Raw genomic sequence first — 22,993 nt, forward strand, 5'->3', positions numbered from 1 at the left:
ATAAAGCGACAGGTTGAACGACTGGAAAACCGGGTAGATGACGTAGAACACAAAGAACAGGATGGCGGGGATAAGAAAGAGCCAAGGCGCAAGCGTCTGTTGATTGCGCTGCCAATAAGAACGTGTTGGCGCGGATGCGGTGGGCAGGGCAGCTTGGGTCATGATCTATCCTTGGGCAGCGGTGCAGGGGGCCTGCGCCTTACGGCGGATAACGGGGGGCAAGGGGCGGCTGGCTGCCGCGCCTTGCAGTGTCAAAAGCGGGATAAGTTGCACCCATGGGTGCACCTCGCCTGCTTACTTGTAGATGCGACCGCGTGCGCGCTCCAGCTTGGACAGGATACTGTCGACTTGGTCCGGCTTGACCATGAACTCCTGGAACCCTTCCATCGCAACTTTGGCCATTTCCGCTGGGGCATCCCGGTCAAAGAACTGTGCAACACCGCCGGGACTGTTCGATGACAACATCGCAAAGCCCTGGTTCAGGAATTCGTCGTCATCCACAGACGCTTTGGCATTGACGGGCAGTTGCCCCAGTGCGTCGCCAGCATTGATGATGGTCTGCTCTTCGGCACTTGCCATATGACGCAGGAATTCACGTGCGGCATCCTTGTTCTTGGCGTTGGCCGGAATGTGGAACGTGTCTGTTGGCGCGTCTTCGGCCAGTGCCACATCCGGGTTGATCGACGGGAATTGATAGAAATCAATCTGGTCATCGCTCAGTCCCGCTTCGCGCAGCGGTGCCACGGCAAAGTTACCCATCAGATAGGCGACCGCTTCGCCATTCACCATGAAAGGCAGCGCTTCCTGCCAGCTGTAGGTCTGGTGGTTGGCAATAAAGCCGCCCATGTCGATCAGCTCTTTCCAGTTTGCGAAAGTCGCCTTGACCTCGTCTGATTCCCACGACGCATCGCCTTGCAGCAATTGCATATGGAAATCAAAGCCGTTGGTGCGCATGTTCATGTAGTCAAACCAGCCGCCGGCGGTCCACAAAAACTTGGTCCCGATGGTATAGCAGGCCCGACCGCTTTCAACGATCTTGGCGCAGTTGGCTTTCTCTTCTTCCCATGTGGTCGGCTCAGTCAGGCCCAGTTCTTTGAAGATGTCTTCGCGGTAATAGACGCCCCACTGATAGTACGTGTAAGGCACGCCCCACTGTTTGCCATCTATGGTCATCGCCCCCTTGGTCGAGGCGAGGTCCTCTTTGAACATGTCCTCTTCCCACAGGTCGCTCACGTCCTCAAAAAGGCCCGCTTCCACATAGGGGCGCATGCGGTTGGCGGCGTACCATGTCGCCACGTCTGGCGCATCAGCGGTCAAAAAATTGCGGATCTGCGTTTTATAGGCTTCGCGGTCAATCACGGTCGTTTCAATATTCAGATCAGGGTGCTTTTCACCAAAGCGGCCAATCGCGCCTTCCATCGCGGCGCGGGGCGCAGGGTTGGATGTGTCGAGGAAAATCTTGAGATCCCCGGACAGCTTGGCATGGCCATCTGCAAACGCAGCGCCGCCCAACATGGTTGAACCGGCCAATGCAGCCAGCATGAGTGATTTTCTAAAAGTCATGATTGTCCTCCCAGACAGCTTCTTCATTTAACGTTCGAGGTTCCATTATATGAAACTTGGTTTTATATATTGAAAACTACACCGCAACCTGCCATGCTTGTCAAGTGGGTTGATGCCAACAAGAGCATAACCTGCACGAAAGGGAGGATGCCCAAATGTCCGGCGACGGCACAGTGGGAAAGGCAATGGACGTACTCGATCAGGTGGCTGCTTTTGGCCGCCCGGTGCGATTCGGTGCCTTGCTGAGCGCAAGCCCGTTTCCCAAAGCGACGTTGTATCGGTTTCTGCAAACCCTCACCAATCAGCGGCTGTTGGAATATGACGCTGAACACCAGACGTATTCATTGGGAGTGCGGCTTGTGCGTCTGGCCCACGCGGCCTGGACGCAATCCAGTCTTGCCCCGATCGCGCGCCCTCATCTGGACCAACTGAGTGCCAAGATCGGGCTGACCGTGCATCTGGCACAATTGGACAATGGTCAGGTCCTTTACGTGGACAAGCGCAACGCAGTTCACCCGGTCGAGATGTTCAGTCAGGCAGGCAAGGTGGGTCCCGCCTATTGCACCGGCGTGGGCAAGGCGATGCTCGCCTTTTTGCCCGAGCTTGAGCAACGCCGCGTTCTGACCCAGCAAAGCTATCACCGCTTTACACCTCAAACCCTCGCAGAGCCTGCAAAGCTCAAAGCGGAACTGGCCAATATCGTTGAACGCGGCCATGCCTATGACCGCGAAGAACATGAACCGGGCATCATCTGTGTCGCCGTGCCCGTTCTGACGGGACACGACAAGGTGCTGGGCGGTCTGTCGATTACCGGTTCCACTCAGACAACCAATTATCAAAAGCTCGACGCGCTGGTGCCGGATCTCAAGGCAGCAGCGCTGGCCATCGGACAACACGCCGAGGCGTGGCGGTTCCCGGGCGATCACCCCATTCAACAAACAGGAACTTGAAGCATATGACAGGTGTAACGCTAAACGGTGCCATCAAACGCTATGGCGATGTGCAAGTGATCCACGGCATTGATCTGGTCGTTGAAGACGGTGAGTTTTGCGTCTTTGTTGGCCCTTCAGGCTGCGGCAAGTCGACGTTGCTGCGGATGATTGCAGGATTGGAAGAGACCACCGAAGGTCAGATCAGCATCGGCAGTCGAGATGTCACCAAAGCCGACCCGTCAGAGCGCGGGGTGGCGATGGTGTTTCAGACCTACGCGCTCTATCCGCACATGACAGTTGCCGAGAACATGGGATTTGGTCTGCGGATGAACGGCGTGCCCAAGGCCGAGATCACCAAAAAAGTCAAAGCGGCGTCCGATATCCTGAAACTGGATGACTACCTGAAACGTAAACCCGCGAACCTGTCAGGGGGGCAGCGACAGCGTGTGGCCATTGGCCGTGCAATTGTGCGCGGTCCCGAGGTGTTCCTGTTTGACGAACCTTTGTCGAATTTGGACGCAGAACTGCGCGTGGAAATGCGCGTTGAAATTGCCCGACTGCACAAGGAAATCGGGGCGACGATGATCTATGTGACCCATGATCAGGTCGAAGCAATGACGCTGGCTGACAAAATTGTTGTGCTGCGCGCCGGCGTGATCGAACAGGTCGGTGCCCCGCTTGAACTGTACCGCGACCCCGACAACCGCTTTGTGGCGGGCTTTATCGGCTCGCCCGCGATGAATTTCCTGAACGGCACAGTCAAAGATGGCGCTGTCGATGTGCCTGCACTGAGCCGGGCAGTAACGCCAACGGTGAAATTGCCGCCCGATGGCACGGCAGTGACTGTCGGATTGCGCCCCGAACACATGGAGGTGCATCCGGGCAAGGGGGCATTACATGCGGATCTGTCCGAGGCGCTGGGCGGGGTCAGCTATCTGCACCTTGATACTCCGACCCGAGAACGCATCATTGCCGAGGAACGCGGCGATGACCGGGCCCGCGAAGGCGATACCGTGGACATCACCTTTGAACCACGGCGTCTGATGCTCTTTGATGCAAAATCCGGCCTGCGGCTTAGGTAATTCTTTAGGCTTAAAATATTTTTACTTGAAATACATATGGACCTCCCATAGGCTTTCCCAAACGTCAGCATTGGGGAAAGCTTTTGGCGCAATCTGTTCGCACAAAGAATGCGTCTTACCGACCGGGGCACGTGGTTGTCACCGGGGGCGGGTCAGGCGTAGGGGCCGCCATTGCACAGGCTGTCGCGTCGGCAGGGGATCGCGTGACGATCATGGGCCGGCGCAAGGAGCCGCTGGTCGAACAGGGTCTGCCCTATCAAATCTGTGATGTAACCGATGAAGCCGCTGTCAGGCAGGCATTCGCGGCGGCACGCGCAAAGCAGGGCCGGGTAACCGCCGTCATCGCCAACGCAGGTGCGGCCCATTCTGCGCCCTTTGACAAATTAACCGCCTTAGACATGGCGGATATGCTGGCCGTCAACGTCACCGGCGTGTTCAACGTCTGGCAGGCCGCCTTGGCCGAGATGAAAGAGGCAGGACACGGACGTTTGATTTCAGTTGCCTCAACAGCTGGGCTCAAGGGCTATCCCTATGTTGCAGGTTATGTCGCTGCCAAACACGGCGTTGTGGGGCTGACCCGCGCCTTAGCTCTCGAACTGGCGCGCACCGGCATCACGGTAAATGCCATTTGTCCGGGTTTCATCGACACACCGTTGCTGGAAAAATCCATCCAAAACATCACCCAAAGTACTGGAAAGACAGCCGAAGAGGCTCACGCAATTCTGCAACGCGCCAGCCCGCAAAACCGGTTTGTTCAGGTCGAAGAGGTTGCCGCCGCCGCCCTTTACCTCATGTCCGACGCCGCCGGTTCGGTGAATGGGCACACGTTATCTTTGTCGGGTGGCGACGTATGAACGGTCCCAAAGATCGCCTGCGCCTCTGGCTGCGGCTGCTCAAAGTGGTACGCGGCATCGAAGGTCAATTACGTGAAAATCTGCGACAGGATTTCGCAACCACCTTGCCGCGCTTTGACATGCTCGCCGCTCTGTCTCGCCATCCTGAGGGCCTGAAAATGAGCCGCTTGTCTGGCGTGCTGCGTGTGTCCAACGGCAATGTCACCGGCATCGCGGACCGACTGGCAGACGAAGGTCTGGTGAAACGCGTACCTGTGCCCGGTGACCGCCGGGCGATAATCCTGCGATTGACGCAGGCAGGCGAGGTCGAATTCGCGCGGCAGGCGGCGGCCCATGAAGCGTGGATTGATCAGATGCTTGCCAGTGTCAGCGCCGAAGATGCCCGCGCGATTGCGACCCGCCTCAATAGCTTTGCCGCCCTTGTCGAAGAAAAGGAAAATGCCAATGCGCAGTGATGTGAAACATTTTATCTGCGAGATTGACGCCGGCATCGCCACCGTGCGGCTGGACCGTCCGGACCGCAAGAACCCGCTGACCTTTGACAGCTACGCCGAACTGCGCGACTGGTTTCGCGATCTGGTCTATGCCGACGATGTTGATGTGGTGATCTTTGGCTCCAATGGCGGTAACTTTAGCTCCGGCGGCGATGTCCATGATATCATTGGACCTTTGACGCGCATGAATATGAAGGAACTGTTGCGGTTTACCCGCATGACCGGTGATCTGGTCAAGGCCATTGTGAATTGCGGCAAACCGGTGATTGCGGCAGTCGATGGCATCTGTGTGGGCGCGGGCGCGATTATCGCAATGGCTTCGGACCTGCGCATCGCAACGCCCGAAGCCAAGACGGCCTTTCTGTTCACCCGTGTCGGTTTGGCGGGCTGTGACATGGGGGCCTGTGCGATCCTGCCGCGTGTCATCGGCCAAACCCGCGCGGCTGAGCTACTTTACACGGGCCGGTCGATGACGGCGGAGGAAGGCGAAAGATGGGGCTTTTTCAACCGCTTGGCAGACGCAGCTGATCTGGAAAGTGCCGCCCGTGATCTGGCTCAGAAGATTCAGGCGGGTCCGAGTTTTGCACATATGATGACCAAGACAATGCTGGCGCAGGAATGGTCGATGTCCATCGAACAGGCAATCGAGGCCGAGGCCCAGGCGCAGGCGATCTGCATGCAAACCGGGGATTTTGAGCGGGCGTATCAGGCGTTCGTTGCAAAGGAGCGCCCGGTTTTTAAAGGGGATTGAGCGGTGCAGCGTCTGGATATGTGTATTTGGGGAACAATGAAACAGGGGGCTTTGCGCCATGTCTGACCGCAGTTTTCTGGAATGGCCCTTTTTTGAGACACGTCACAAGGAATTGGCCGAGGCGCTGGATCAGTGGGCGGGCAAAGAACTGTCGGCGATTGATCACGGTGACACAGAGGCTGCGTGCCGGTCGCTTGTCGCGATGTTGGGGGCCGCAGGGTGGTTGCAATATTCCGGTGCCGAGGCCGGTCAGAAACTGGATGTGCGCAGCCTGTGTCTGATCCGCGAGACTTTGGCGCGCCATGACGGTCTGGCGGATTTTGCCTTTGCGATGCAGGGGCTTGGGACCGGCGCAATCTCGCTTTCTGGCACCGCAGAACAACAGTCTGACTGGTTGCCACAGACCCGGTCGGGGGCGGCGATTTCTGCGTTTGCACTGACCGAGCCGCAATCGGGATCGGACGTCGCCAATTCTACGATGACCGCGACACGTGACGGCGATGATTATGTGCTGAACGGCGAGAAAACATGGATATCCAATGGCGGGATCGCAGATGTCTACACGGTATTTGCACGCACCGGCGAGGCACCCGGCGCTCGGGGGCTGAGCGCATTTATCGTCCCGGCAGGCCTGCCCGGGTTTGACGTGGCTGAGCGTTTGCAGGTCATGGCGCCGCATCCGCTGGCAAGGCTGACGTTCACGGACTGCCGGGTCCCTGCATCGGCGATGATCGGGGAGCCCGGCAAGGGGTTCGGCATTGCGATGGCGGTGTTGGATGTGTTCCGTTCCACCGTGGCGGCAGCGGCCTTGGGATTTGCCCGCCGCGCGCTCGATGAAGCGGTCACGCGGGTGTCTACCCGTCGAGTTCAGGGCGCGCCATTGGCGGATCTACAAATGGTTCAGGGTCGCATCGCCGATATGGCGGTAGATGTGGATGCAAGTGCGCTGCTTGTCTACCGGGCCGCTTGGGCCAAGGACATGGGCGCGGCGCGGGTCACACGCGAGGCCGCAATGGCCAAGCTTTTCGCCACCGATCAGGCGCAAAAGGTGATTGATATGGCGGTGCAATTGCATGGCGGGGACGGTGTGCGGATCGGCGAAACGGTCGAACGGCTCTACCGTGAAATTCGGGCCTTGCGGATCTATGAAGGCGCGTCAGACGTGCAGCGTGTGGTGATCGCGCGACAGACTTTGGGGGGCATCACGTGACACTTTTTCAATCTGCCCACAGCGATACGTTTTCGCGTGACAACCTGCCGCCACAAGACAGCTGGCCGGACCTGCTTTTGGAAGGATTTGACTATCCCGAACGCCTGAATGTCGCTGTGGAACTTACTGATTCAATGGTTGAAAAGGGATTTGGCGATCACACCGCCCTGATCGGAAATGGGCGGCGGCGCACCTATAAGGAACTCGCTGACTGGACAAACAAACTGGCCCGTGCACTGGTTGAAAACCTAGGGGTGAAACCGGGCAACCGGGTGTTGATCCGCAGTGCGAACAATCCGGCGATGGTGGCCTGTTGGCTGGCGGCAACCAAGGTCGGTGCCGTGGTGGTGAACACCATGCCGATGCTGCGCGCAGGGGAATTGAACGCGATTGTCGACAAAGCGGAGATCAGCCATGCGTTGTGCGACACAAGGCTGATGGATGAAATGGCGATCTGTGCCAAATCGTCGAAATTTCTGAAAACCGTGGTGGGGTTTGATGGCACGTCGAACCACGACGCAGAACTGGACCGCCTGGCGTTGGAAAAGCCAGTTCAGTTTGATGCGGTAGCAACGGCGCAGGACGATGTGGCGTTGCTTGGATTTACCTCTGGCACCACAGGCGATCCCAAGGCCACGATGCATTTTCACCGCGATCTGTTGATCATCGCGGACGGCTATGCGCGCGAGGTATTGGGCGTCACGCCTGAGGATGTGTTTGTCGGATCACCGCCTCTGGCCTTCACCTTTGGCCTTGGCGGCTTGGCCATATTTCCGCTGCGCTTTGGGGCTGCTGCGACATTGCTTGAAACCGCAAGCCCGCCAAACATGATTGAAATCATTGAAAAATATAAGGCCACGGTTTGTTTTACGGCCCCCACCGCATACCGCGCGATGTTGCAGGCAATGGACGCAGGCGCGGACCTGTCATCGCTGCGCGCGGCCGTTTCAGCAGGGGAAACCCTGCCGGCACCTGTCTATCACGACTGGCAGGAAAAGACCGGAAAACCCATGTTGGATGGGATTGGCGCGACTGAAATGTTGCACATTTTTATCTCGAACAGGTTCACCGATCACAAGGCGGCCTGCACCGGCAAGCCCGTGACGGGTTATGAGGCCAAAGTGATTGATGAGGCGGGGGCGCAAGTGCCACCTGGCACCGTCGGCAGGCTCGCGGTGCGCGGCCCGACCGGGTGTCGATACCTCGCGGATGACCGACAGCATGCCTATGTCAAAGACGGGTGGAACATCACCGGCGACAGTTTCATGATGGACGACGAGGGATATCTGCATTTTGCCGCGCGCAATGACGATATGATTGTCTCTGCAGGGTATAACATCGCTGGGCCGGAGGTTGAGGCGGCGCTGTTGAGCCATCCCTATGTCAGCGAATGTGGTGTGGTTGCCGCACCAGACGAGGCGCGCGGCGCAATTGTGCAGGCGCATGTGGTTCTGAACGATGGTGTTCCGAAAGATGAAAACACAATCAAGGTCTTGCAAGACCATGTTAAAGCACAGATTGCCCCCTATAAATACCCGCGCGATATTCGATTTATCGATGCTCTGCCAAAAACCGCCACCGGCAAAATTCAGCGTTTTGCGTTGAGGCACCAGAAATGAAAGTCACACCATGAGCAGCTTCGACGACGCCTCAAAAGGCGCAAAGATGGATTTTGCCAAGGACAAATCCTATGGCGATTATCTGGGTCTGGATCAGATTCTGACTGTCGAAAACCCGCTGGACATGGCGCATGACGGGCTGTTGTTTATCATCCAGCACCAGACGTCTGAGCTGTGGATGAAGCTGGTCATTCATGAGCTCACTGCGGCGCGTTTGGCGATCCAGTCCGGTGATTTGCAGCCGGCATTCAAGATGTTAAGCCGCGTGGCGCGGATATTTGAACAGCTCAATTCGGCCTGGGATGTTTTGCGCACCATGACGCCCAGCGAATACACGGCGTTTCGCCCGCATCTGGGGGCGTCATCGGGATTTCAATCCTACCAATACCGGTTGATCGAATATCTATTGGGCAACCGCAACAGGGCGCTGACCAAACTGCACGAACACACGCCCGCACCTCACGCCGCCTTGATGGCTGAGATGGAAGAACCGAGCCTTTATCAGGTGGCGATTGACCTTCTGTGCGGGCGGTTGGGGGTGGAACCGTTGTCCGGCAAGCCAGAGCCAACGGCATGGGCCGCAAAACAAGAGGTGCAGGACCTTTGGCAGCGCGTCTATGAAGACCCTGCAACCCATTGGGAACTCTATGAACTGGCGGAAAAGCTGGTTGATCTTGAGGATTATTTCCGGCGCTGGCGCTTTAATCACGTGACAACGGTCGAACGCATCATCGGGTTCAAACGCGGCACCGGCGGGACCAGCGGCGTGGCCTATCTGCGTAAGATGCTTGAGGTCGAATTATTCCCCGAATTGTGGCATGTCAGAGGAGCATTGTAGGTGGCAAATATCTTGAGAAAAGAAGCGTTTATCATGCCAGAGGGCATGGTTTATCTCGATGGTAATTCGCTCGGTCCGATGCCCAAGGGAGTGCCTGACCGCGTGGCCACTATGCTGCGCGATGAATGGTCCCAAATGCTGATAAAAGGGTGGAACAAGGCGGGCTGGATGGCCTTGCCCGAACAGGTTGGCAATATGGTGGGCAATCTGATTGGCGCGCCAACAGGATCCGTGGTGATGGGCGACACATTGTCGATCAAGGTGTTTCAGGCATTGGCGTCCGCCGTCAAGATGGTTCCGGACCGGCGGGTGATCCTGTCTGACACCGGCAATTTTCCCAGTGATCTTTACATTGCCGAAGGGTTGGTGGGCCTGTTGGGGCAGGGGTATGAATTGCGCACAGTCGCCCCAGAAGAGGTCATATCAGCGATCAGCGATGACGTGGCTGTGGTGATGTTGACCGAGGTCGATTACCGCTCTGGCCGCATGCATGATATGAAAGCGGTCACCAAATGCTGCCATGACAACGGGTCGGTGATGATCTGGGATCTGGCCCATTCAGCTGGCGCAATTCCGGTCGATCTGCACGGATCCAACTGTGAATTTGCGGTGGGATGTACGTATAAATATTTCAACGGCGGGCCGGGCGCGCCTGCGTTCATCTATGTGCGTCCTGATTTGGCGGATACCGTTGAACCTGCGCTCAGCGGCTGGTTGGGTCATCGCCAACCCTTTGATTTTGATCTCAATTATACGCCTGCCAAGGGTATTGAACGGATGCGCGTTGGCACCCCACCGATTATTCAGATGGCCGCCCTTGAGGTCGCGATGAAGGTCTGGGACGGCATTGATATACAAGATGTGCGCGCGGCTTCCGTGGCGTTGCAGGAACAATTTATCGCTGAAGTAGAGGCAAACGTGCCGCAGCTGACTTTGGCGAGCCCACGTAACAGTGCGGTGCGCGGCTCGCAAGTGTCATTTCAGTTTGAACATGGCTATGCCGCGATGCAGGCGCTTATTGACCGTGACGTGATTGGCGATTTCCGTGCGCCTGACATCATGCGATTTGGCTTCACACCGCTCTATCTCGATGCAGCGGACGTGAGCCGCGCTGTGGCGGTGATCAAAGACGTGATGGACAATGACCTGTGGGACAATGAAACCTATAAAATCCGCGCGCGCGTGACGTGATCGGCGAGAAGGAAGGAACACTCATGACACACCGGATCATTCAACCCGAAGGCTGGGCACCTGCAAAAGGCTATGCCAACGGCATGCTCAGTGCGGATGGACATTTGTTTGTCGGCGGGCAGATCGGGTGGACCGCAGATCAGACATTTGAGGCCCATGATTTCATCGGCCAGATGAAACAGGCGCTGAAAAACATCCGCGCCGTGGTCGAGGCCGCAGGCGGGGTGCCAGAAGATATCATGCGCCTGACCTGGTACGTGACCGACAAGGCCGAATATCTCGCAGCACAGGCAGAGGTTGGCCAAGCCTACCGTGAGGTGATGGGCCGGCACTTTCCGGCAATGGCAATGGTCGTGGTCGCCGCATTGATCGAGGATGAGGCAAAGGTAGAAATTGAAGCGACGGCAATTATCAGCAAGAAACAGACGCTGCCCTAGACTTCGAAAAATATCGTTTCATCAGGGCCTTGAAGGCTTATATTAAACCTGTATGTGAAGTCTTCTACTGGCTGTGCCAATAGCGTTTTCACCCGCACCTTGTGTTCTATCCGTGCCATTACCGGATCATTAGCGTTGCCTTCTTCATCCGCAAAATACGCGCGGGTGTGCAGTCCGATATTGATGCCCCGCGCCACAATCCAGAGCGTGATATGGGGTGCCTGCATGCCGCCCTTTGGCCAAGGCACCGCGCCGGGTTTGACCGTTTCAAAGCGAAATTCGCCTGTCTCCGGATCACAGGCACAACGCCCAAAACCGCTAAAATGAGGGTCAGCACCGTCCATGCCCGCATAAAGGCCATTTGCATCTGCCTGCCACGCCTCAACCATCGCATCGCGCAGGGGCGTCCCGGTGCCGTCGAATATCTGACCGATGAGGGTGATGCGGGTTCCTGCGGTTTCCCCGGTGATCATCCGTTGACCTAAGTCGCGGTCATAAACACCTGTAATCCCCGCAAAATTTGGTGTGCAACCGATATGAACGTAAGGGCCGGCGGTCTGGCTTGCGGTCTCGGGATAATCGGTCATTACAACCCCTCCATACGGTTTTCAAATATCGTCTGTCGGCGCCCCCGCAAAGTGATGTCAAATCGGTAGGCCCGCGCGTCCATCGGCACAGTGCGGGCCATATCAAGGGGCGCGATCAACCGCGCAACAGCATCCTTGTTCGGGATCGTGCGGACAATCGGGCACAGCGGGATCAGCGGATCGCCTTCAAAATACATCTGCGTGATCAGACGTTGGGCAAAACCTGCACCAAAGACGCTGAAATGAATATGCGCGGGGCGCCAGTCGTTGGGTCCATTTGGCCAAGGGTAGGGGCCGGGCTGGACCGTGCGAAATTCATAACATCCATCCGCATTGGTGATCACCCGCCCACAGCCGCCAAAATTGGGGTCAAGGGGCGCGATATACCCTTCTTTTGCATGCCGATACCGACCACCGGCGTTGGCTTGCCAGACTTCAAGCAAGGCCCCTACAACGGGCCGCCCGAATTGGTCCTGAACCCGGCCATGCACAACAATACGCGGGCCGATGGCCGAATGTCCCTCAGCGGCGAAATTATGCAACAGGTCCGCATCGAGCGGGCCTAGCATGTCGTGACCAAAAACCGGCCCCGTTTCTTCGCTCATCGTGGTGGGAAAAGACAGCGGCGCGGCCTGTGGACTGCGTTTGATGGATGTGCGGTATTCCGGATGCAAAGCGCGCGGGTGGTTGCTGTGATCACGCGCGACATAGCCGCCGAATGGTTTCAATTCATCAGTCATCAGTACGCAAGCCCCACATAATTTTCTGCCATTGCCTTTTGTGCAGCATCATTGCTGCGCAGGAAATCAAGCTCGGCGCGCTGCATGCGCAGATCAAATTCCGATTGATCGGGAAAGCGGTGCATCAGCGATGAGAACCACCACGAAAACCGCTCTGCCTTCCAGACCCGCGCAAGCGCGCGTTCCGAATAGCGGTCCAACCCATCGGGGTCCTTGTCAGCGTACCACGTCTTGAGCCCCTGAAAGAGGTAATGCACGTCTGAGGCGGCGGTGTTCAGACCTTTGGCCCCGGTGGGCGGCACGATATGTGCTGCATCCCCGCACAGAAAAAGCCGGCCCCAGCGCATCGGTTCAGTCACAAACGACCGCAGCGGCGCGATGGATTTTTCGATGGATGGCCCAGTGATCAGCGCCTCGGCGACCTCAGCGGGCAGGCGGCGTTTCAATTCCGTCCAGAACTGCGCATCTGACCAGTTTGAGACCGTATCGGCCATTGAACATTGCACGTAATAGCGGCTGAGGTTGGCATGGCGCATTGAACAAAGCGCGAAACCGCGCGGTGAATTGGCATATATCAGCTCATGGTTCACAGGGGGCGTTTCGGACAGGATACCAAGCCAGCCAAAAGGATAAACCTTTTCATACTCCCGGCGCACGTCCTCGGGGATGGTTTTGCGGCTGACCCCGTGAAAACCGTCACATCCCGCAACAAAATCGCACTCGATCTGATGCTCTGTGCCATCCACGACGAAACGGACGCTCACCGCATCGGTGTCAGCCCCGTCAATGACAACATCCTCAACATTGAACAGCGTCTGCGCGCCCGCCGCTTCGCGGGCATCATATAAATCACGGGTGACTTCGGTCTGACCGTAAACGATGACGGGCTGGCCGGTGTGCTTGGCAAAATCAACCCGGAACATCGTGTCGTCATAGGCAATCAACGTGCCGTCATGTGCCAGCCCTTCGGCGCGCATCCGGGCGTCCACGCCTGCTTCTTTCAACAGCGACGCCATGCCCTGTTCCAACACCCCTGCGCGGATCCGGCTCAGCACATAGTCACGGGTTTTGCGTTCCAGCACCACGGCTTCGACGCCGACGCTGTGCAAAAGCTGACCAAGCAAAAGCCCCGATGGCCCGCCGCCAATGATCACAACCTGAGTGCGCATCTGTCCTCCTGCGTTGGGGTCAGATTACCGCAATTTGACCTTAAGGCTAGTGGTAACGACGCGCGCTTCAGCCCCGTCGAAATATCGGTGCCAACGCGGCCGACAGGGCAAAGAGCGCGGCAGCCAATGTCACAATGCTTGGCCCGGTGGGGGTGTCAAAAGCAAACGACCCTGCCAACCCGCCAAGGGCGGCGATCGCCCCAAGGACAATCGCCCAAAGTGCCATCATTTCAGGGGTCCGCGCAAAGGGGCGGGCGGTGGCCGCCGGGATCACCAGCATGGCAGCGATAAGCAATGCCCCCACAACTTTGATCGCGACGGCAACGGTGATGGCAAGCGCCAGCGTCAGGATCAGTTGCTCGCGGCGCGGTTTCCCCCCCGACGCGGTGGCCAGATCGGGATTGAGCGTGGCTGTCAGCAGGGCCTGCCAGCGCCAGATCAACAGCACGGCCACCGCAATGGCCCCAAGCCAGATCACACCCAGATCCACGCGCGTGACGGCCAGTATTTCACCAAAAAGATAGGCCGAAAGGTCCACCCGTTGCCCCGGCAGCAGCGATACAGCCACCAGCCCAAGCGCCAGTGCCGCATGGGCCAGCACGCCCAGCAGGGCATCAGCGCTCACATGGCGCTCTGACAAGGCGCTGACAATCAGCGCCATGACAAGTGCTACGATCAGAACGCCCGCATAAATCGGCAGGTCTGTGGCCAGCGCCAGCGCCACACCCAGCAAGGCCGCGTGGCTGGTGGCATCGCCAAAATACGCCATCCGCCGCCAGACCACGAAACAGCCCAAGGGGGCGGCGGCCAAAGCGACGCCAAGACCCGCAAGGGCGGCGCGCATCGCAAAATCATCCAGCATCAGCGGGTCCCATGGTCATGAGAATGGCCGTGTCCATGGTCGTGATCATGATCATGCCGATATAGCGCCAATGCCCCTTGGGTTCCGGTGCCAAACAACGCGCGGTATTCGGGGGCATCGGCCACATGCTCCGGCGCGCCTTCGCAACAGACATGTCCGTTCAGACACAGCACCCGGTCAGAGGCGGCCATCACCACATGCAAGTCATGGCTGACCATCAGCACGGCAAGGTTCATCTCGGTGCGGACCTCTTCGATCTGGCGGTAGAATGCGGCGGCACCGGGTTGGTCCAGCCCCTGCGTCGCCTCATCGAGGATCAGAATGTCAGGACTGCCCAACAAAGCACGCGCCAGCAAAACCCGCTGAAATTGCCCGCCCGAAAGGTCGCTCATCTGTCGTTTTGCAAGCTCCGGTACACCCGCACGGGCGAGGGCGGCGTCCAGCGTGGCACTGCTTTGCCGATGTGGCAAATTCAGAAACCGTTGCACGGTCAGCGGCAGGGTCGCATCAATCTGCAGCTTTTGTGGCACATAGCCAATGCGCAGCCCGGCAGCCCTGATCACCTCACCCCCACTGGGGGTCAGCGCCCCGATGAGCGCGCGCAGCAAACTGGATTTACCAGAGCCATTGGGCCCGACGATGGTCACGATTTCACCGCGGTCAATGCGGAAATTGACATTCTGCAGAACGACTTGGCCGCCATAGCTCAAGCTCAGATCGCGCGTCTCAATCAGGCTCATGCGGCGTCTTTCTGGCATTCGGGGCACAGGCCCTCGGCCTCAACCACCGTGCGTTCAATCCTGAACCCGGCAGCACGGGCAGCCTCACCCAATCGGCCCTGGGCCGGTGCGGTATCGGTCTCGGCCACCGAATTGCACCCCCGGCAGATCAGAAATGCGGGCGCGTGGTCAGACCCCAGATGCGCGCAGGCAATATAGGCGTTCAGCGCTTCGATCTTATGGGCGAACCCGGCTTTGACCAGAAAATCCAAAGCGCGGTACGCCACTGGGGGCTGCGCGCCAAGACCTTCGGCGGCCAGCACTTCAAGCAGGTCATAGGCCCCCAAAGCGCGGTGTTCGGCCAACAGGATTTCCAGCGCGCGGCGGCGCACAGGTGTCAGGCGCAGTCCGGTTTGGGCGCAATGCGCTTCTGCTCTGTCCAGTGTGGTGCGCACACATGCGGCGTGATCGTGGCGTTCAAATCCGATGGCGGCCATTGCAAACTCCCGAAATTTTCCACTTGATATGTTATAACATGCAGGATAGCAATTGTAATAGTATAACATTAGGAGCCACCATGTCCCGCCTTTTCTGTCTGTTGATGATGACGACTGCACCCGCTCTTGCCGAAGTTCCCAAAGTTGTAACGGATATCGCGCCGGTGCATGCCCTGGTCGCTCAGGTGATGGACGGTCTTGGCGCGCCTGAGCTTATCATCCCGGCCAACGCATCGCCCCATGGCTATGCGATGCGCCCGTCCGAAGCGCGCAATCTGGCGCAGTCGGAAATTGTCGTCTGGGTCGGGCCGACCTTGACGCCCTGGCTTGAAGGCCCGGTAAATGCGCTTGGCGGGCAGGCAAAACAACTGGTTCTGGCCGAGGTCAACGGGATCAACGTGTTGCCGTTTCGCGAGGGGGAGGCGTTTGAGGGGCATGATCCTGATCATGAACACGATCATGGGCACGCTGATGATGGGGATGAACCCAGCGACCCGCATCTGTGGCTCGATCCGGAAAACGCGTCGGTCTGGCTCACCGCGATTGCAACAGTGCTGGCAGAGGCTGATCCCGATAACGCTGAGGTATATCACGCCAATGCCAACCGGGGGCAGATCGCAATCGCGCTTCAGGAAAAAGCCATCGCTGAAAAACTGGCACCGCTCTCAGGCACGCCCTTCGTGGTTCTGCATGACGCATTCCACTATTTCGAATCCCATTTCGAGGTTGAGGCGATAGCCGCGGTCAGTGCCGGGGACGCGGCCAAACCGGGGGCCGCGCGTATTGCATCGCTTCGGGCGGAGCTGGCGGACAGCGGTGTGCGCTGTGCCTTTAGCGAACCACAGATCAACGCAAGCCTGCTGGAGACTGTAACCGAAGGGCTGGACGTAAAAATCGGCGTGCTGGACCCGCTGGGTGCGGACCTGCCGCTGGGTCCGGGGCAATATGCAGCGCTGATGGGCGCGATGGCCGACAGTATGGTGGCGTGCCTAAGCCATAAATAAGGCCCCGTCGCAAAGCGACGAGGCCTGAAAGTGCTGAAATGAGCAGGCGCTGTGTCAAGACACAGCGATCTTGCCACCGCCCTGCCTGGTGATGACGACCACAGCCGGGCGCGGCGGCATCTTGTCATTAAAATCTGGCCATCTTGTGGCGGGGTCTTCAAAAGTGCTTTCGCGCTCAAACCCGGCCAAATCCTTGGTCCCGTCGGTGCCGGGGTGTTGGACCGCGACAAACAATGTCTCGCCATCTTCAGTGAAATATGGCCCGCACATTTCGCCGCCAACCGGGCAGCGAAAAAACAGCTTTGAGGTGCCGCGCGCATCGCCCTCTGTTTCCACCGCATAAAGGCCGTCCGATTTGCCCGTCTTGCCCCATTTGCTGCCTTGATCGGTCGCGATCCAGAGCCGCCCATCAGCGTCTATAGCGGCGTTGTCGGGGGACCCGAACCAGCCGTTTTGCGATGTGTCGGGGTTCCACTGCGCGCCCACCTCAGCAAACGAAGGGTCGCCACACTTTAGCAGGATAGACCAGGTACCCGACGTTGCCGCATGATCGCCGCCGTTTTCCTTGATCTCGATGATATGCCCAAAATCACTGGCAGCGCGCGGGTTGGCGGCATTCGTTTCACCCGCTTTGCGTTTGTTGTTGTTGGTCAGCAGAATATAGGCCGTCCCATCGCCGCGCGGCTGCGCGTCTTCGGGGCGGTCCATCGGCGTGGCCCCCAGCAGATCTGCGGCGATCCGGGTGTCGATCAACACATCGCCTTGATCGTCAAATCCATTTTCAGCCGTCAGTGGACCCAGACCATGCACCAGCGGCAGCCAGTTGATGATGCCGTCCTCTTCGAACCGGGCGACATAGAGCACGCCCTCGCTCAGCAGTGCGGAATTGGCCGCGCGGTCGTCGGAAACGGACCCGTTCGAGACATATTTGTACTGATAGTCAAAACGGTTGTCGTCGCCCATGTAAATGACCAGCTTGCCATCCGCAGAGACCGTGGTTTCGGCCCCTTCGTGGCGGAAACGCCCCAAGGCAGTGTGCTTGATCGGTGTCGATGTCGGGTCCATCGGATCAACCTCGACGACCCAGCCGAATTTGTTCGGCATCTTCGGCTCTTTGTCGATGTTGTAGCGGTCATAATGCTGACCCCACGCATACCACATGCCCGGCACGCCATAGCGTGCCATTTGTGCGGCCTCTGGCTGGCCGGAAATGTCAGGCTTGCCTTCGCCATCCAATTTGTCCGTCCAGAAATAACCGTGAAAGTTTTCCTCAGCCATCAACCATGTGCCCCAGGGCGTCAGACCCCCGGCGCAATTGTTGATCGTGCCGATGACTTTCAGGCCGGCAGGGTCGTCATTGGTCTGCAACCTGTGATGTCCGGCGGCCGGGCCATCAAGGGTCATTGCGGTTTGCAACGGAGAAATGCGGCGGTTCATCTTGCCATCGCGCACAACCGCCCATGCACCTGTGCTGTCTTTGGCAATTTCCACAACAGACCCGCCATGTGCGGCCATTTCAATGTCAATAAGATCCGGCGTCATACCGGCAAAGCCGTTGCTGTCCTGGCGGCCAAGGCCGGGGAACATCACTTCTTCGTTGGTGTATTCATGGTTCACACAAAGCAAACCGCGTGTGCCTTCGTCGTTCAGCGGCACGAAGCCGACGTAGTCGTTGTTATAGCCGAATTGCTTGAGCTGCGCTGCGGCCGTCTGGTTCATCACGTCAAATTCTGGTGCATCGGCCATAATCGGATCGCCCCAGCGCAGCAGAACATTTGCGTCATAGCCTTCCGCGACATGATGGGTCGCATCATTGCCCGATGTCAGTTCGTCGAACACATAGCGGCTGGCTGCTTTGGCGGCGGCCTGGCTCTTGGCCGGTGCGATCAGGGCCGCAGCACCGAACAGCGCCGTGCTAGCCGACACCCCCAACATGCCCCGCAGCATATCGCGGCGGCCAAAACGCGCGTTAATCACATCGCCGATGGTGCGGTTGAGATTGGGATTTGTGGGAATGTCATCAAAGGCTTCATACGCCTCGGCTTTGTTCCCGATAGACGGGTCGTTCATGATATCGCTACGGGTCATGGTGCTTCCTTGTTGGTGGCTTTCGATGCCACCCCAATGCCGCGATTCTGTCACAGCCATATGACAGGTCAGACCTTTTCGCCGCCAAAGCCCACAATCAGCTGCCGCAACCCCAGGGCAGCCCCTGCAAAGATCGCAATCAGTGTCACAGGGGCGCTGAAGGCGAGCGTTGAGGCGGCAGACAGGCCCTGGCCCACAGTGCACCCCATGGCAATCACGGCTCCGGCACCCATGATCGCGGCACCAATGATCTGGCGGCGCAGCTCGCGCGGGTCTTCGCAGGCTTCCCAGCGGAAATGCCCCTTCCACAAGGAACCGATGAATGCGCCGATCCAGACACCTGCAACCGATCCGACACCGAATGACAGCGGGCGTGCGGATCCCTGCATCGCAAAAAGCAGTGTCTCGCCCACAGGGGCTGCATAGGTATGCGAAATCAGGACCTGCGGCGCAAAACCATTTTGCGCGATCCATGCGGTGCCGGCCCAGCCGGTGACAATGGCAAGGCCCACGATTGCGCTCCAGATGATGGCAGAGCGATTGCGCCGAAAATCTGCGGCAGACAACATCGCGCCGATAATCAGAACGCCAATGAACAGCCCCGCTATGACAAGCGGGATCCCGGTCATCTTCGCCACTACATGTGCAACGCCATCCGGTGTGCCAGTGTCCGCCACCCGCGGAAACAGCGCAGCACGCACATATGCGAACGGTCCGGCAAGTGTGCCAAAAGCGGCAAGGCCCATCACCAGCACAATCACAAACGACCTCAGATCTCCGCCGCCAAGCCGTGCGATCGCGCCGAACCCGCAGTTGCCCGACAACGCCATGCCGTAGCCAAAGAGCAGCCCGCCGACTATTGCTGCAGGCCAAGAAAACGCCACGCTGAAGTAGAATGCATTGTCGAGGTTGATATGCCCTGCCGCCGCCAAACCGAATGTGCCAATGATCGCGACCCCGATGGCCAGACCCCACATCCGCAAACGCGTGTCAGAACTGCCATAAAGCGCGTCTTCGATGGCCCCCAGCGTGCAAAACCGCCCCAGCCGCGCGGCCAGACCCAACAGGATGCCCCCGACCGCGCCCAGCACAGCCGCGGTCATTGGCTGCCCCAGAAGATCAATCATCTTTGCAGAAAAGGTCGTAGACCACCTGAAGCACCTTGCGCGGGCGGTCATTGGCCAAACGGTAATAGATCGTCTTGCCCTCGCGCCGAGGAATAACCAACCCCTCAAGGCGCAACCGGGACAATTGCTGGCTGACCGCCGCCTGACGCGCAGACAGCAAGTCTTCCAATTCGGTCACAGATTTTTCCCCGGACACCAGATGGCACAGGATCATCAGACGCCCCTCATGGCTGATCGCCTTGAGAAAGTTGGCTGCGGTCACGGCGTTTTCCAACATCCGATCCATGTCTTCGTCAGAAATGTCAGGGGTGATTACCGGAAGAGCCATAAACTGTCCTTTGAAATGCAAGTCCTAGAATGCAATGTCGTCGGCAATAGCATCAATCCCGGCTTGCGCACAAACGTCATCTGCGTCACCGCCCGGCGCACCGCTGACCCCGATCCCGGCGACCGTTGCACCATCCCCGTCCTGCACCATCAATCCCCCGCCCAGCGGCAGGGCTTCGCTCAGGTGGCGAATGCCAGAAGCGGGCATCCCGGCTTGGGTGGTGGCGGCCAGATCGGTCGTATTGGTGCGGAAACTTACGGCGGTCCACGCTTTGCGACGGGATGTTTCATAGACATGGGCACCCGCAAAGCGATGGCGCAGGAACACCTGCGGCACTCCCATCCGGTCCACCACCGTGACGCCAACCTGAAATCCCTGTTCCTGACAGCTGTCCATCGCGGCCTGCGCCATTTGCAGCGCAAATTCCGGTTTGAGGCTGCGGTATTCGACAAAGGCATCATCGGCCCCGGCAAGGGCAGTTGAAGCGGTCAGGCAAAGCGTTATCGCAAGGGTCTTCATGGGGTCTCTCCAATATAGTCCGTGGTTTCGCGCAGAATTTCGTCCAGTAAGGGCCAAAAGAAATCCATCCCAGGATATCCTTCGAGGCGGATCAGTTCGGCCCCGTCTTCGACGACCAGAAACGTCGGCGTGAACACCACCCGCCGTTTCAGATCAACGTCATCTTGCACATCCCTGATATTGACCCGGCGCAGCGGGGCAAAGCGCCCCTCAGAGGTTTTTGGATAGATCGGGCCAATTTCGGCCTCCCACCGCGCGCAATAGACACAGCCGGGCTGGTCAACCATCACCAATTCGACTGCCCAGACGGGCAGGGCGGTCAGGGCCGCGACGAAAAAGGCAAAAAGCGGGCGCATGTCAGCAAGCCTGATTGACGAATGTATAACACTCAACGTAATTTGAATATGTGAATTGATCAAGCTCAGGAAAGCCCAAGGCAATGTTCGACATCAGCTATGCAGGGGCGATACTGGCGGGGCTGCTGAGCTTTTTTACGCCCTGTATCCTGCCGATGGTGCCGTTTTATCTGTCTTATATGGGCGGGTTAAGCGTTGCCGAGCTGCGCGGCGACGGGCAGATTGCCTCGGGCGCACAGCGCAGGCTGATCGCGTCGTCGGTGTTGTTTGCGCTTGGGGTCAGCAGTATTTTTGTGATGCTGGGCATGGGGGCCACAGCATTGGGTCAGGTGTTTGCGCAATATCTTGATCCGCTGTCATGGGTGGCGGCAGCGATTTTGGTGGTCTTTGGCCTGCATTTTCTGGGGGTGATCAAAGTGCCGCTGCTGTACCGCGAGGCGCGGCTGGAGGCGGGCGGCGCACCGACATCCATCTGGGGGGCCTATGTGATGGGTCTCGCTTTTGGCTTTGGCTGGACACCCTGCGTCGGTCCGGCCTTGGGCGCGATCCTGATGATCGCATCGGGCATGGGCGAAATCTGGCGCGGTGGTTTGCTGTTGCTGGTATACGGGCTTGGCATGACCGCGCCGTTCGTTGTTGCTGCGGTTTTTGCCAAACCGTTTCTGAACTGGGCCGCGCGCAACCGTGCGCTGGTCGTTCGCGTGGAAAAGATCATGGGTGCAATGCTGATCTTGTTCGCGCTTCTGATCGTCACAGGGGGGGTACGTCTGATTGCGGATGCAATGATCCGCTGGTTCCCGGCCTTCACCTCACTAGGTTGATAAAAAAGGAGACAGCCATGAGACTTCTAGCTTTCATTTCTGCCATGCTGATCGCGCTGCCGCTCTGGGCGGCGGAACTGGGCGACGATGGCCTGCACAAAGCGCCGTGGATGCGCGACACATTCAAAGACCTGCGCGACGACTTGGACGAGGCCAATGGCGAGGGCAAGCGTTTGCTGTTGATGTTTGAACAGCGCGGCTGCGTCTATTGCTCCAAGATGCACGAGGAAGTGTACCCACAGCCAGTTGTCGCGGACTACATCACGGACAACTATTTTGTCGTACAGCTGAACCTGCATGGCGACATTGAAGTGACTGATTTTGACGGCGAGACGTTGAGGGAAAAAGACATGGCGCGTAAATGGGGGATTCTGTTTACGCCCACGTTGATGTTCCTGCCCGAAGAGGTGCCAGAAGATGCGAAAGCCCCCCGTGCGGCGGTGGCGGTAATGCCCGGTGCGTTCAGCCGAGGGACGACGCTTGATATGTTCACCTGGGTCAACGAGAAACGCTATGCCCTTGATGGGGATGAAGATTTCCAGCGCTACCATGCCCGTATGATCAAGGAACGTGACGATGGTACTACGGACTGAATGGCGGCTCAATCAATAGCCATTCAAATATTTGAATTTGTTCTTGCGCTTTCGGGCCGCGCTGACTTAGGGTGAGACAACAAAGATCACACGCAGATGTGATCGAACTCGGGAGGAGACGATTGCAATGATGAAATGGATCGTAGCGGCAGCATTCGCGTCAGGTGCTGGCATGGCGGCGGCAGAGATGGTCGCACCCACAGATGTGGCATTTGATGATGCCGGCGCTGTCGAGGTGTCGCTGTCCGGTGTGGCAGGGGATGCCGCAAATGGCGCGGCAATTGTTGGTGACAAGAAACAAGGCAACTGCGTGGCCTGCCATCAGGTTGGTGCGCTGTCCGACGTTGCGTTTCAGGGTGAAATTGGCCCGCCGCTCGATGGGGCCGGGGACCGCTGGACCGAAGCAGAATTGCGCGGCATTCTTGCGAATTCCAAGATGACCTTTGAAGGCACGATGATGCCTTCATATTACAAAACTTCCGGATACATCCGGCCCGGTGACGCTTATACCGGTGATGCCGCATCCGAACCGCTGCCGCCGTTGTTGGATGCGCAGATGATCGAGGATGTTGTGGCATTCCTTGCCACGCTCAAGGACTAGAGCGCAATTGC

General features: G+C 58.2%; 26 protein-coding genes. 14 read left to right on the forward strand and 12 right to left on the reverse strand.

Translation table 11 applies throughout. The annotated features are described in order from the left end of the window. Nucleotides 1-294 precede the first annotated feature (294 nt). The gene (locus ACEWL3_RS05785) at nucleotides 295-1,542 is read right to left on the reverse strand and encodes an ABC transporter substrate-binding protein (RefSeq protein WP_386179420.1); all 1,248 of its coding nucleotides are present in this window, start codon (nucleotides 1,540-1,542) and stop codon (nucleotides 295-297) included. A 176-nt stretch (nucleotides 1,543-1,718) separates the two neighbouring features. Here ACEWL3_RS05785 and ACEWL3_RS05790 point away from each other — a divergent pair, with 176 nt between their 5' ends. From ACEWL3_RS05790 to ACEWL3_RS05835, 10 genes are all read left to right on the forward strand, one after another. Continuing rightward, a complete protein-coding gene (locus ACEWL3_RS05790) occupies nucleotides 1,719-2,513 on the forward strand; it encodes an IclR family transcriptional regulator (RefSeq protein WP_386177984.1) in 795 nt (264 codons plus the stop codon). A gap of 5 nt (nucleotides 2,514-2,518) precedes the next feature. After that, on the forward strand, nucleotides 2,519-3,577 hold the full coding sequence (locus ACEWL3_RS05795; RefSeq protein WP_386177986.1) for an ABC transporter ATP-binding protein: 1,059 nt from the start codon (nucleotides 2,519-2,521) through the stop codon (nucleotides 3,575-3,577). 83 nt (nucleotides 3,578-3,660) lie between these two features. Then, nucleotides 3,661-4,431: an SDR family NAD(P)-dependent oxidoreductase gene (locus ACEWL3_RS05800; protein WP_386177988.1), complete on the forward strand. Its 771-nt coding sequence runs from the start codon at nucleotides 3,661-3,663 to the stop codon at nucleotides 4,429-4,431. Next, a complete protein-coding gene (locus ACEWL3_RS05805) occupies nucleotides 4,428-4,886 on the forward strand; it encodes a MarR family winged helix-turn-helix transcriptional regulator (protein WP_386177989.1) in 459 nt (152 codons plus the stop codon). Before ACEWL3_RS05800 ends, ACEWL3_RS05805 begins: the two co-directional genes overlap by 4 nt. After that, on the forward strand, nucleotides 4,876-5,676 hold the full coding sequence (locus ACEWL3_RS05810) for an enoyl-CoA hydratase family protein (protein WP_386177991.1): 801 nt from the start codon (nucleotides 4,876-4,878) through the stop codon (nucleotides 5,674-5,676). The genes ACEWL3_RS05805 and ACEWL3_RS05810 overlap by 11 nt, the downstream gene beginning before the upstream one ends. A gap of 58 nt (nucleotides 5,677-5,734) precedes the next feature. Further along, nucleotides 5,735-6,886 carry an acyl-CoA dehydrogenase family protein gene (locus tag ACEWL3_RS05815; RefSeq protein ID WP_386177993.1) on the forward strand — a complete coding sequence of 384 codons (1,152 nt, stop codon included), beginning with the start codon at nucleotides 5,735-5,737 and terminating at the stop codon, nucleotides 6,884-6,886. Further along, nucleotides 6,883-8,505 carry an AMP-binding protein gene (locus tag ACEWL3_RS05820; RefSeq protein WP_386177995.1) on the forward strand — a complete coding sequence of 541 codons (1,623 nt, stop codon included), beginning with the start codon at nucleotides 6,883-6,885 and terminating at the stop codon, nucleotides 8,503-8,505. The genes ACEWL3_RS05815 and ACEWL3_RS05820 overlap by 4 nt, the downstream gene beginning before the upstream one ends. Nucleotides 8,506-8,515: 10 nt before the next feature. Then, entirely contained in the window at nucleotides 8,516-9,343 is an 828-nt protein-coding gene (locus tag ACEWL3_RS05825) for a tryptophan 2,3-dioxygenase (protein WP_386177997.1), read from the forward strand. Then, a complete protein-coding gene (gene kynU / locus ACEWL3_RS05830; protein WP_386177999.1) occupies nucleotides 9,344-10,534 on the forward strand; it encodes a kynureninase in 1,191 nt (396 codons plus the stop codon). Nucleotides 10,535-10,557: 23 nt separating this feature from the next. Further along, on the forward strand, nucleotides 10,558-10,971 hold the full coding sequence (locus tag ACEWL3_RS05835; protein WP_386178000.1) for a RidA family protein: 414 nt from the start codon (nucleotides 10,558-10,560) through the stop codon (nucleotides 10,969-10,971). On the opposite strand, the gene pcaG is transcribed toward ACEWL3_RS05835, so the two are convergent. From pcaG to ACEWL3_RS05865, 6 genes are all read right to left on the reverse strand, one after another. Then, nucleotides 10,968-11,558 carry a protocatechuate 3,4-dioxygenase subunit alpha gene (gene pcaG, locus ACEWL3_RS05840; RefSeq protein ID WP_386178002.1) on the reverse strand — a complete coding sequence of 197 codons (591 nt, stop codon included), beginning with the start codon at nucleotides 11,556-11,558 and terminating at the stop codon, nucleotides 10,968-10,970. The two genes, ACEWL3_RS05835 and pcaG, sit on opposite strands and share 4 nt — an antisense overlap. Next, the gene (gene pcaH / locus ACEWL3_RS05845) at nucleotides 11,558-12,298 is read right to left on the reverse strand and encodes a protocatechuate 3,4-dioxygenase subunit beta (protein WP_386178004.1); all 741 of its coding nucleotides are present in this window, start codon (nucleotides 12,296-12,298) and stop codon (nucleotides 11,558-11,560) included. Before pcaH ends, pcaG begins: the two co-directional genes overlap by 1 nt. Then, the gene (pobA, locus tag ACEWL3_RS05850; RefSeq protein ID WP_386178006.1) at nucleotides 12,298-13,467 is read right to left on the reverse strand and encodes a 4-hydroxybenzoate 3-monooxygenase; all 1,170 of its coding nucleotides are present in this window, start codon (nucleotides 13,465-13,467) and stop codon (nucleotides 12,298-12,300) included. The genes pcaH and pobA overlap by 1 nt, the downstream gene beginning before the upstream one ends. A gap of 67 nt (nucleotides 13,468-13,534) precedes the next feature. Then, nucleotides 13,535-14,329 (reverse strand): metal ABC transporter permease, encoded by a 795-nt coding sequence (locus ACEWL3_RS05855; protein WP_386178008.1) that lies wholly within the window; start codon nucleotides 14,327-14,329, stop codon nucleotides 13,535-13,537. Then, complete coding sequence (locus ACEWL3_RS05860) at nucleotides 14,329-15,069, reverse strand: metal ABC transporter ATP-binding protein (RefSeq protein WP_386178010.1); 741 nt, start codon at nucleotides 15,067-15,069, stop codon at nucleotides 14,329-14,331. The genes ACEWL3_RS05855 and ACEWL3_RS05860 overlap by 1 nt, the downstream gene beginning before the upstream one ends. Continuing rightward, nucleotides 15,066-15,545, reverse strand: a complete 480-nt coding sequence (locus ACEWL3_RS05865; protein ID WP_114878331.1) for a transcriptional repressor — start codon at nucleotides 15,543-15,545, stop codon at nucleotides 15,066-15,068. The genes ACEWL3_RS05860 and ACEWL3_RS05865 overlap by 4 nt, the downstream gene beginning before the upstream one ends. A gap of 80 nt (nucleotides 15,546-15,625) precedes the next feature. Here ACEWL3_RS05865 and ACEWL3_RS05870 point away from each other — a divergent pair, with 80 nt between their 5' ends. Next, nucleotides 15,626-16,549 carry a zinc ABC transporter substrate-binding protein gene (locus tag ACEWL3_RS05870; protein ID WP_386178012.1) on the forward strand — a complete coding sequence of 308 codons (924 nt, stop codon included), beginning with the start codon at nucleotides 15,626-15,628 and terminating at the stop codon, nucleotides 16,547-16,549. A 54-nt stretch (nucleotides 16,550-16,603) separates the two neighbouring features. On the opposite strand, the gene ACEWL3_RS05875 is transcribed toward ACEWL3_RS05870, so the two are convergent. From ACEWL3_RS05875 to ACEWL3_RS05895, 5 genes are all read right to left on the reverse strand, one after another. Then, nucleotides 16,604-18,637, reverse strand: coding sequence for a PhoX family protein (locus ACEWL3_RS05875; protein ID WP_386178014.1), 2,034 nt, complete (start codon nucleotides 18,635-18,637; stop codon nucleotides 16,604-16,606). A 68-nt stretch (nucleotides 18,638-18,705) separates the two neighbouring features. Then, nucleotides 18,706-19,764, reverse strand: coding sequence for a YeeE/YedE family protein (locus ACEWL3_RS05880; protein WP_386178016.1), 1,059 nt, complete (start codon nucleotides 19,762-19,764; stop codon nucleotides 18,706-18,708). Further along, nucleotides 19,757-20,092: an ArsR/SmtB family transcription factor gene (locus ACEWL3_RS05885; RefSeq protein WP_386178018.1), complete on the reverse strand. Its 336-nt coding sequence runs from the start codon at nucleotides 20,090-20,092 to the stop codon at nucleotides 19,757-19,759. Before ACEWL3_RS05885 ends, ACEWL3_RS05880 begins: the two co-directional genes overlap by 8 nt. 24 nt (nucleotides 20,093-20,116) lie before the next feature. Beyond that, entirely contained in the window at nucleotides 20,117-20,611 is a 495-nt protein-coding gene (locus ACEWL3_RS05890) for a GlcG/HbpS family heme-binding protein (protein ID WP_114878335.1), read from the reverse strand. Continuing rightward, the gene (locus ACEWL3_RS05895; RefSeq protein WP_386178021.1) at nucleotides 20,608-20,967 is read right to left on the reverse strand and encodes a thioredoxin fold domain-containing protein; all 360 of its coding nucleotides are present in this window, start codon (nucleotides 20,965-20,967) and stop codon (nucleotides 20,608-20,610) included. Before ACEWL3_RS05895 ends, ACEWL3_RS05890 begins: the two co-directional genes overlap by 4 nt. An 83-nt stretch (nucleotides 20,968-21,050) precedes the next feature. On the opposite strand from ACEWL3_RS05895, the gene ACEWL3_RS05900 reads away from it, so the two are divergent. From ACEWL3_RS05900 to soxX, 3 genes are all read left to right on the forward strand, one after another. After that, nucleotides 21,051-21,788 (forward strand): cytochrome c biogenesis CcdA family protein, encoded by a 738-nt coding sequence (locus tag ACEWL3_RS05900; protein ID WP_386178023.1) that lies wholly within the window; start codon nucleotides 21,051-21,053, stop codon nucleotides 21,786-21,788. Nucleotides 21,789-21,805: 17 nt separating this feature from the next. Continuing rightward, nucleotides 21,806-22,381, forward strand: a complete 576-nt coding sequence (locus ACEWL3_RS05905) for a thioredoxin family protein (RefSeq protein WP_386178025.1) — start codon at nucleotides 21,806-21,808, stop codon at nucleotides 22,379-22,381. 130 nt (nucleotides 22,382-22,511) lie between these two features. Next, complete coding sequence (gene soxX, locus ACEWL3_RS05910; protein ID WP_386179423.1) at nucleotides 22,512-22,982, forward strand: sulfur oxidation c-type cytochrome SoxX; 471 nt, start codon at nucleotides 22,512-22,514, stop codon at nucleotides 22,980-22,982. The last annotated feature ends 11 nt before the right edge of the window (nucleotides 22,983-22,993 follow it).

It is taken from the genome of Sulfitobacter sediminivivens, assembly GCF_042611115.2.
GTDB classification, from domain to species: Bacteria; Pseudomonadota; Alphaproteobacteria; order Rhodobacterales; family Rhodobacteraceae; genus Sulfitobacter; species Sulfitobacter sediminivivens.

Coding starts and splice junctions, on each gene's coding strand:
- ACEWL3_RS05785 (WP_386179420.1), bottom strand. CDS start 1,542: ATGCTGGCTGCATTGGCCGGTTCAACCATGTTGGGCGGCGCTGCGTTT.
- ACEWL3_RS05790 (WP_386177984.1), top strand. CDS start 1,719: ATGTCCGGCGACGGCACAGTGGGAAAGGCAATGGACGTACTCGATCAG.
- ACEWL3_RS05795 (WP_386177986.1), top strand. CDS start 2,519: ATGACAGGTGTAACGCTAAACGGTGCCATCAAACGCTATGGCGATGTG.
- ACEWL3_RS05805 (WP_386177989.1), top strand. CDS start 4,428: ATGAACGGTCCCAAAGATCGCCTGCGCCTCTGGCTGCGGCTGCTCAAA.
- ACEWL3_RS05810 (WP_386177991.1), top strand. CDS start 4,876: ATGCGCAGTGATGTGAAACATTTTATCTGCGAGATTGACGCCGGCATC.
- ACEWL3_RS05815 (WP_386177993.1), top strand. CDS start 5,735: ATGTCTGACCGCAGTTTTCTGGAATGGCCCTTTTTTGAGACACGTCAC.
- ACEWL3_RS05825 (WP_386177997.1), top strand. CDS start 8,516: ATGAGCAGCTTCGACGACGCCTCAAAAGGCGCAAAGATGGATTTTGCC.
- ACEWL3_RS05835 (WP_386178000.1), top strand. CDS start 10,558: ATGACACACCGGATCATTCAACCCGAAGGCTGGGCACCTGCAAAAGGC.
- pcaG (WP_386178002.1), bottom strand. CDS start 11,558: ATGACCGATTATCCCGAGACCGCAAGCCAGACCGCCGGCCCTTACGTT.
- pcaH (WP_386178004.1), bottom strand. CDS start 12,298: ATGACTGATGAATTGAAACCATTCGGCGGCTATGTCGCGCGTGATCAC.
- pobA (WP_386178006.1), bottom strand. CDS start 13,467: ATGCGCACTCAGGTTGTGATCATTGGCGGCGGGCCATCGGGGCTTTTG.
- ACEWL3_RS05855 (WP_386178008.1), bottom strand. CDS start 14,329: ATGCTGGATGATTTTGCGATGCGCGCCGCCCTTGCGGGTCTTGGCGTC.
- ACEWL3_RS05860 (WP_386178010.1), bottom strand. CDS start 15,069: ATGAGCCTGATTGAGACGCGCGATCTGAGCTTGAGCTATGGCGGCCAA.
- ACEWL3_RS05865 (WP_114878331.1), bottom strand. CDS start 15,545: ATGGCCGCCATCGGATTTGAACGCCACGATCACGCCGCATGTGTGCGC.
- ACEWL3_RS05870 (WP_386178012.1), top strand. CDS start 15,626: ATGTCCCGCCTTTTCTGTCTGTTGATGATGACGACTGCACCCGCTCTT.
- ACEWL3_RS05875 (WP_386178014.1), bottom strand. CDS start 18,637: ATGACCCGTAGCGATATCATGAACGACCCGTCTATCGGGAACAAAGCC.
- ACEWL3_RS05880 (WP_386178016.1), bottom strand. CDS start 19,764: ATGATTGATCTTCTGGGGCAGCCAATGACCGCGGCTGTGCTGGGCGCG.
- ACEWL3_RS05885 (WP_386178018.1), bottom strand. CDS start 20,092: ATGGCTCTTCCGGTAATCACCCCTGACATTTCTGACGAAGACATGGAT.
- ACEWL3_RS05890 (WP_114878335.1), bottom strand. CDS start 20,611: ATGAAGACCCTTGCGATAACGCTTTGCCTGACCGCTTCAACTGCCCTT.
- ACEWL3_RS05895 (WP_386178021.1), bottom strand. CDS start 20,967: ATGCGCCCGCTTTTTGCCTTTTTCGTCGCGGCCCTGACCGCCCTGCCC.
- ACEWL3_RS05900 (WP_386178023.1), top strand. CDS start 21,051: ATGTTCGACATCAGCTATGCAGGGGCGATACTGGCGGGGCTGCTGAGC.
- ACEWL3_RS05905 (WP_386178025.1), top strand. CDS start 21,806: ATGAGACTTCTAGCTTTCATTTCTGCCATGCTGATCGCGCTGCCGCTC.
- soxX (WP_386179423.1), top strand. CDS start 22,512: ATGAAATGGATCGTAGCGGCAGCATTCGCGTCAGGTGCTGGCATGGCG.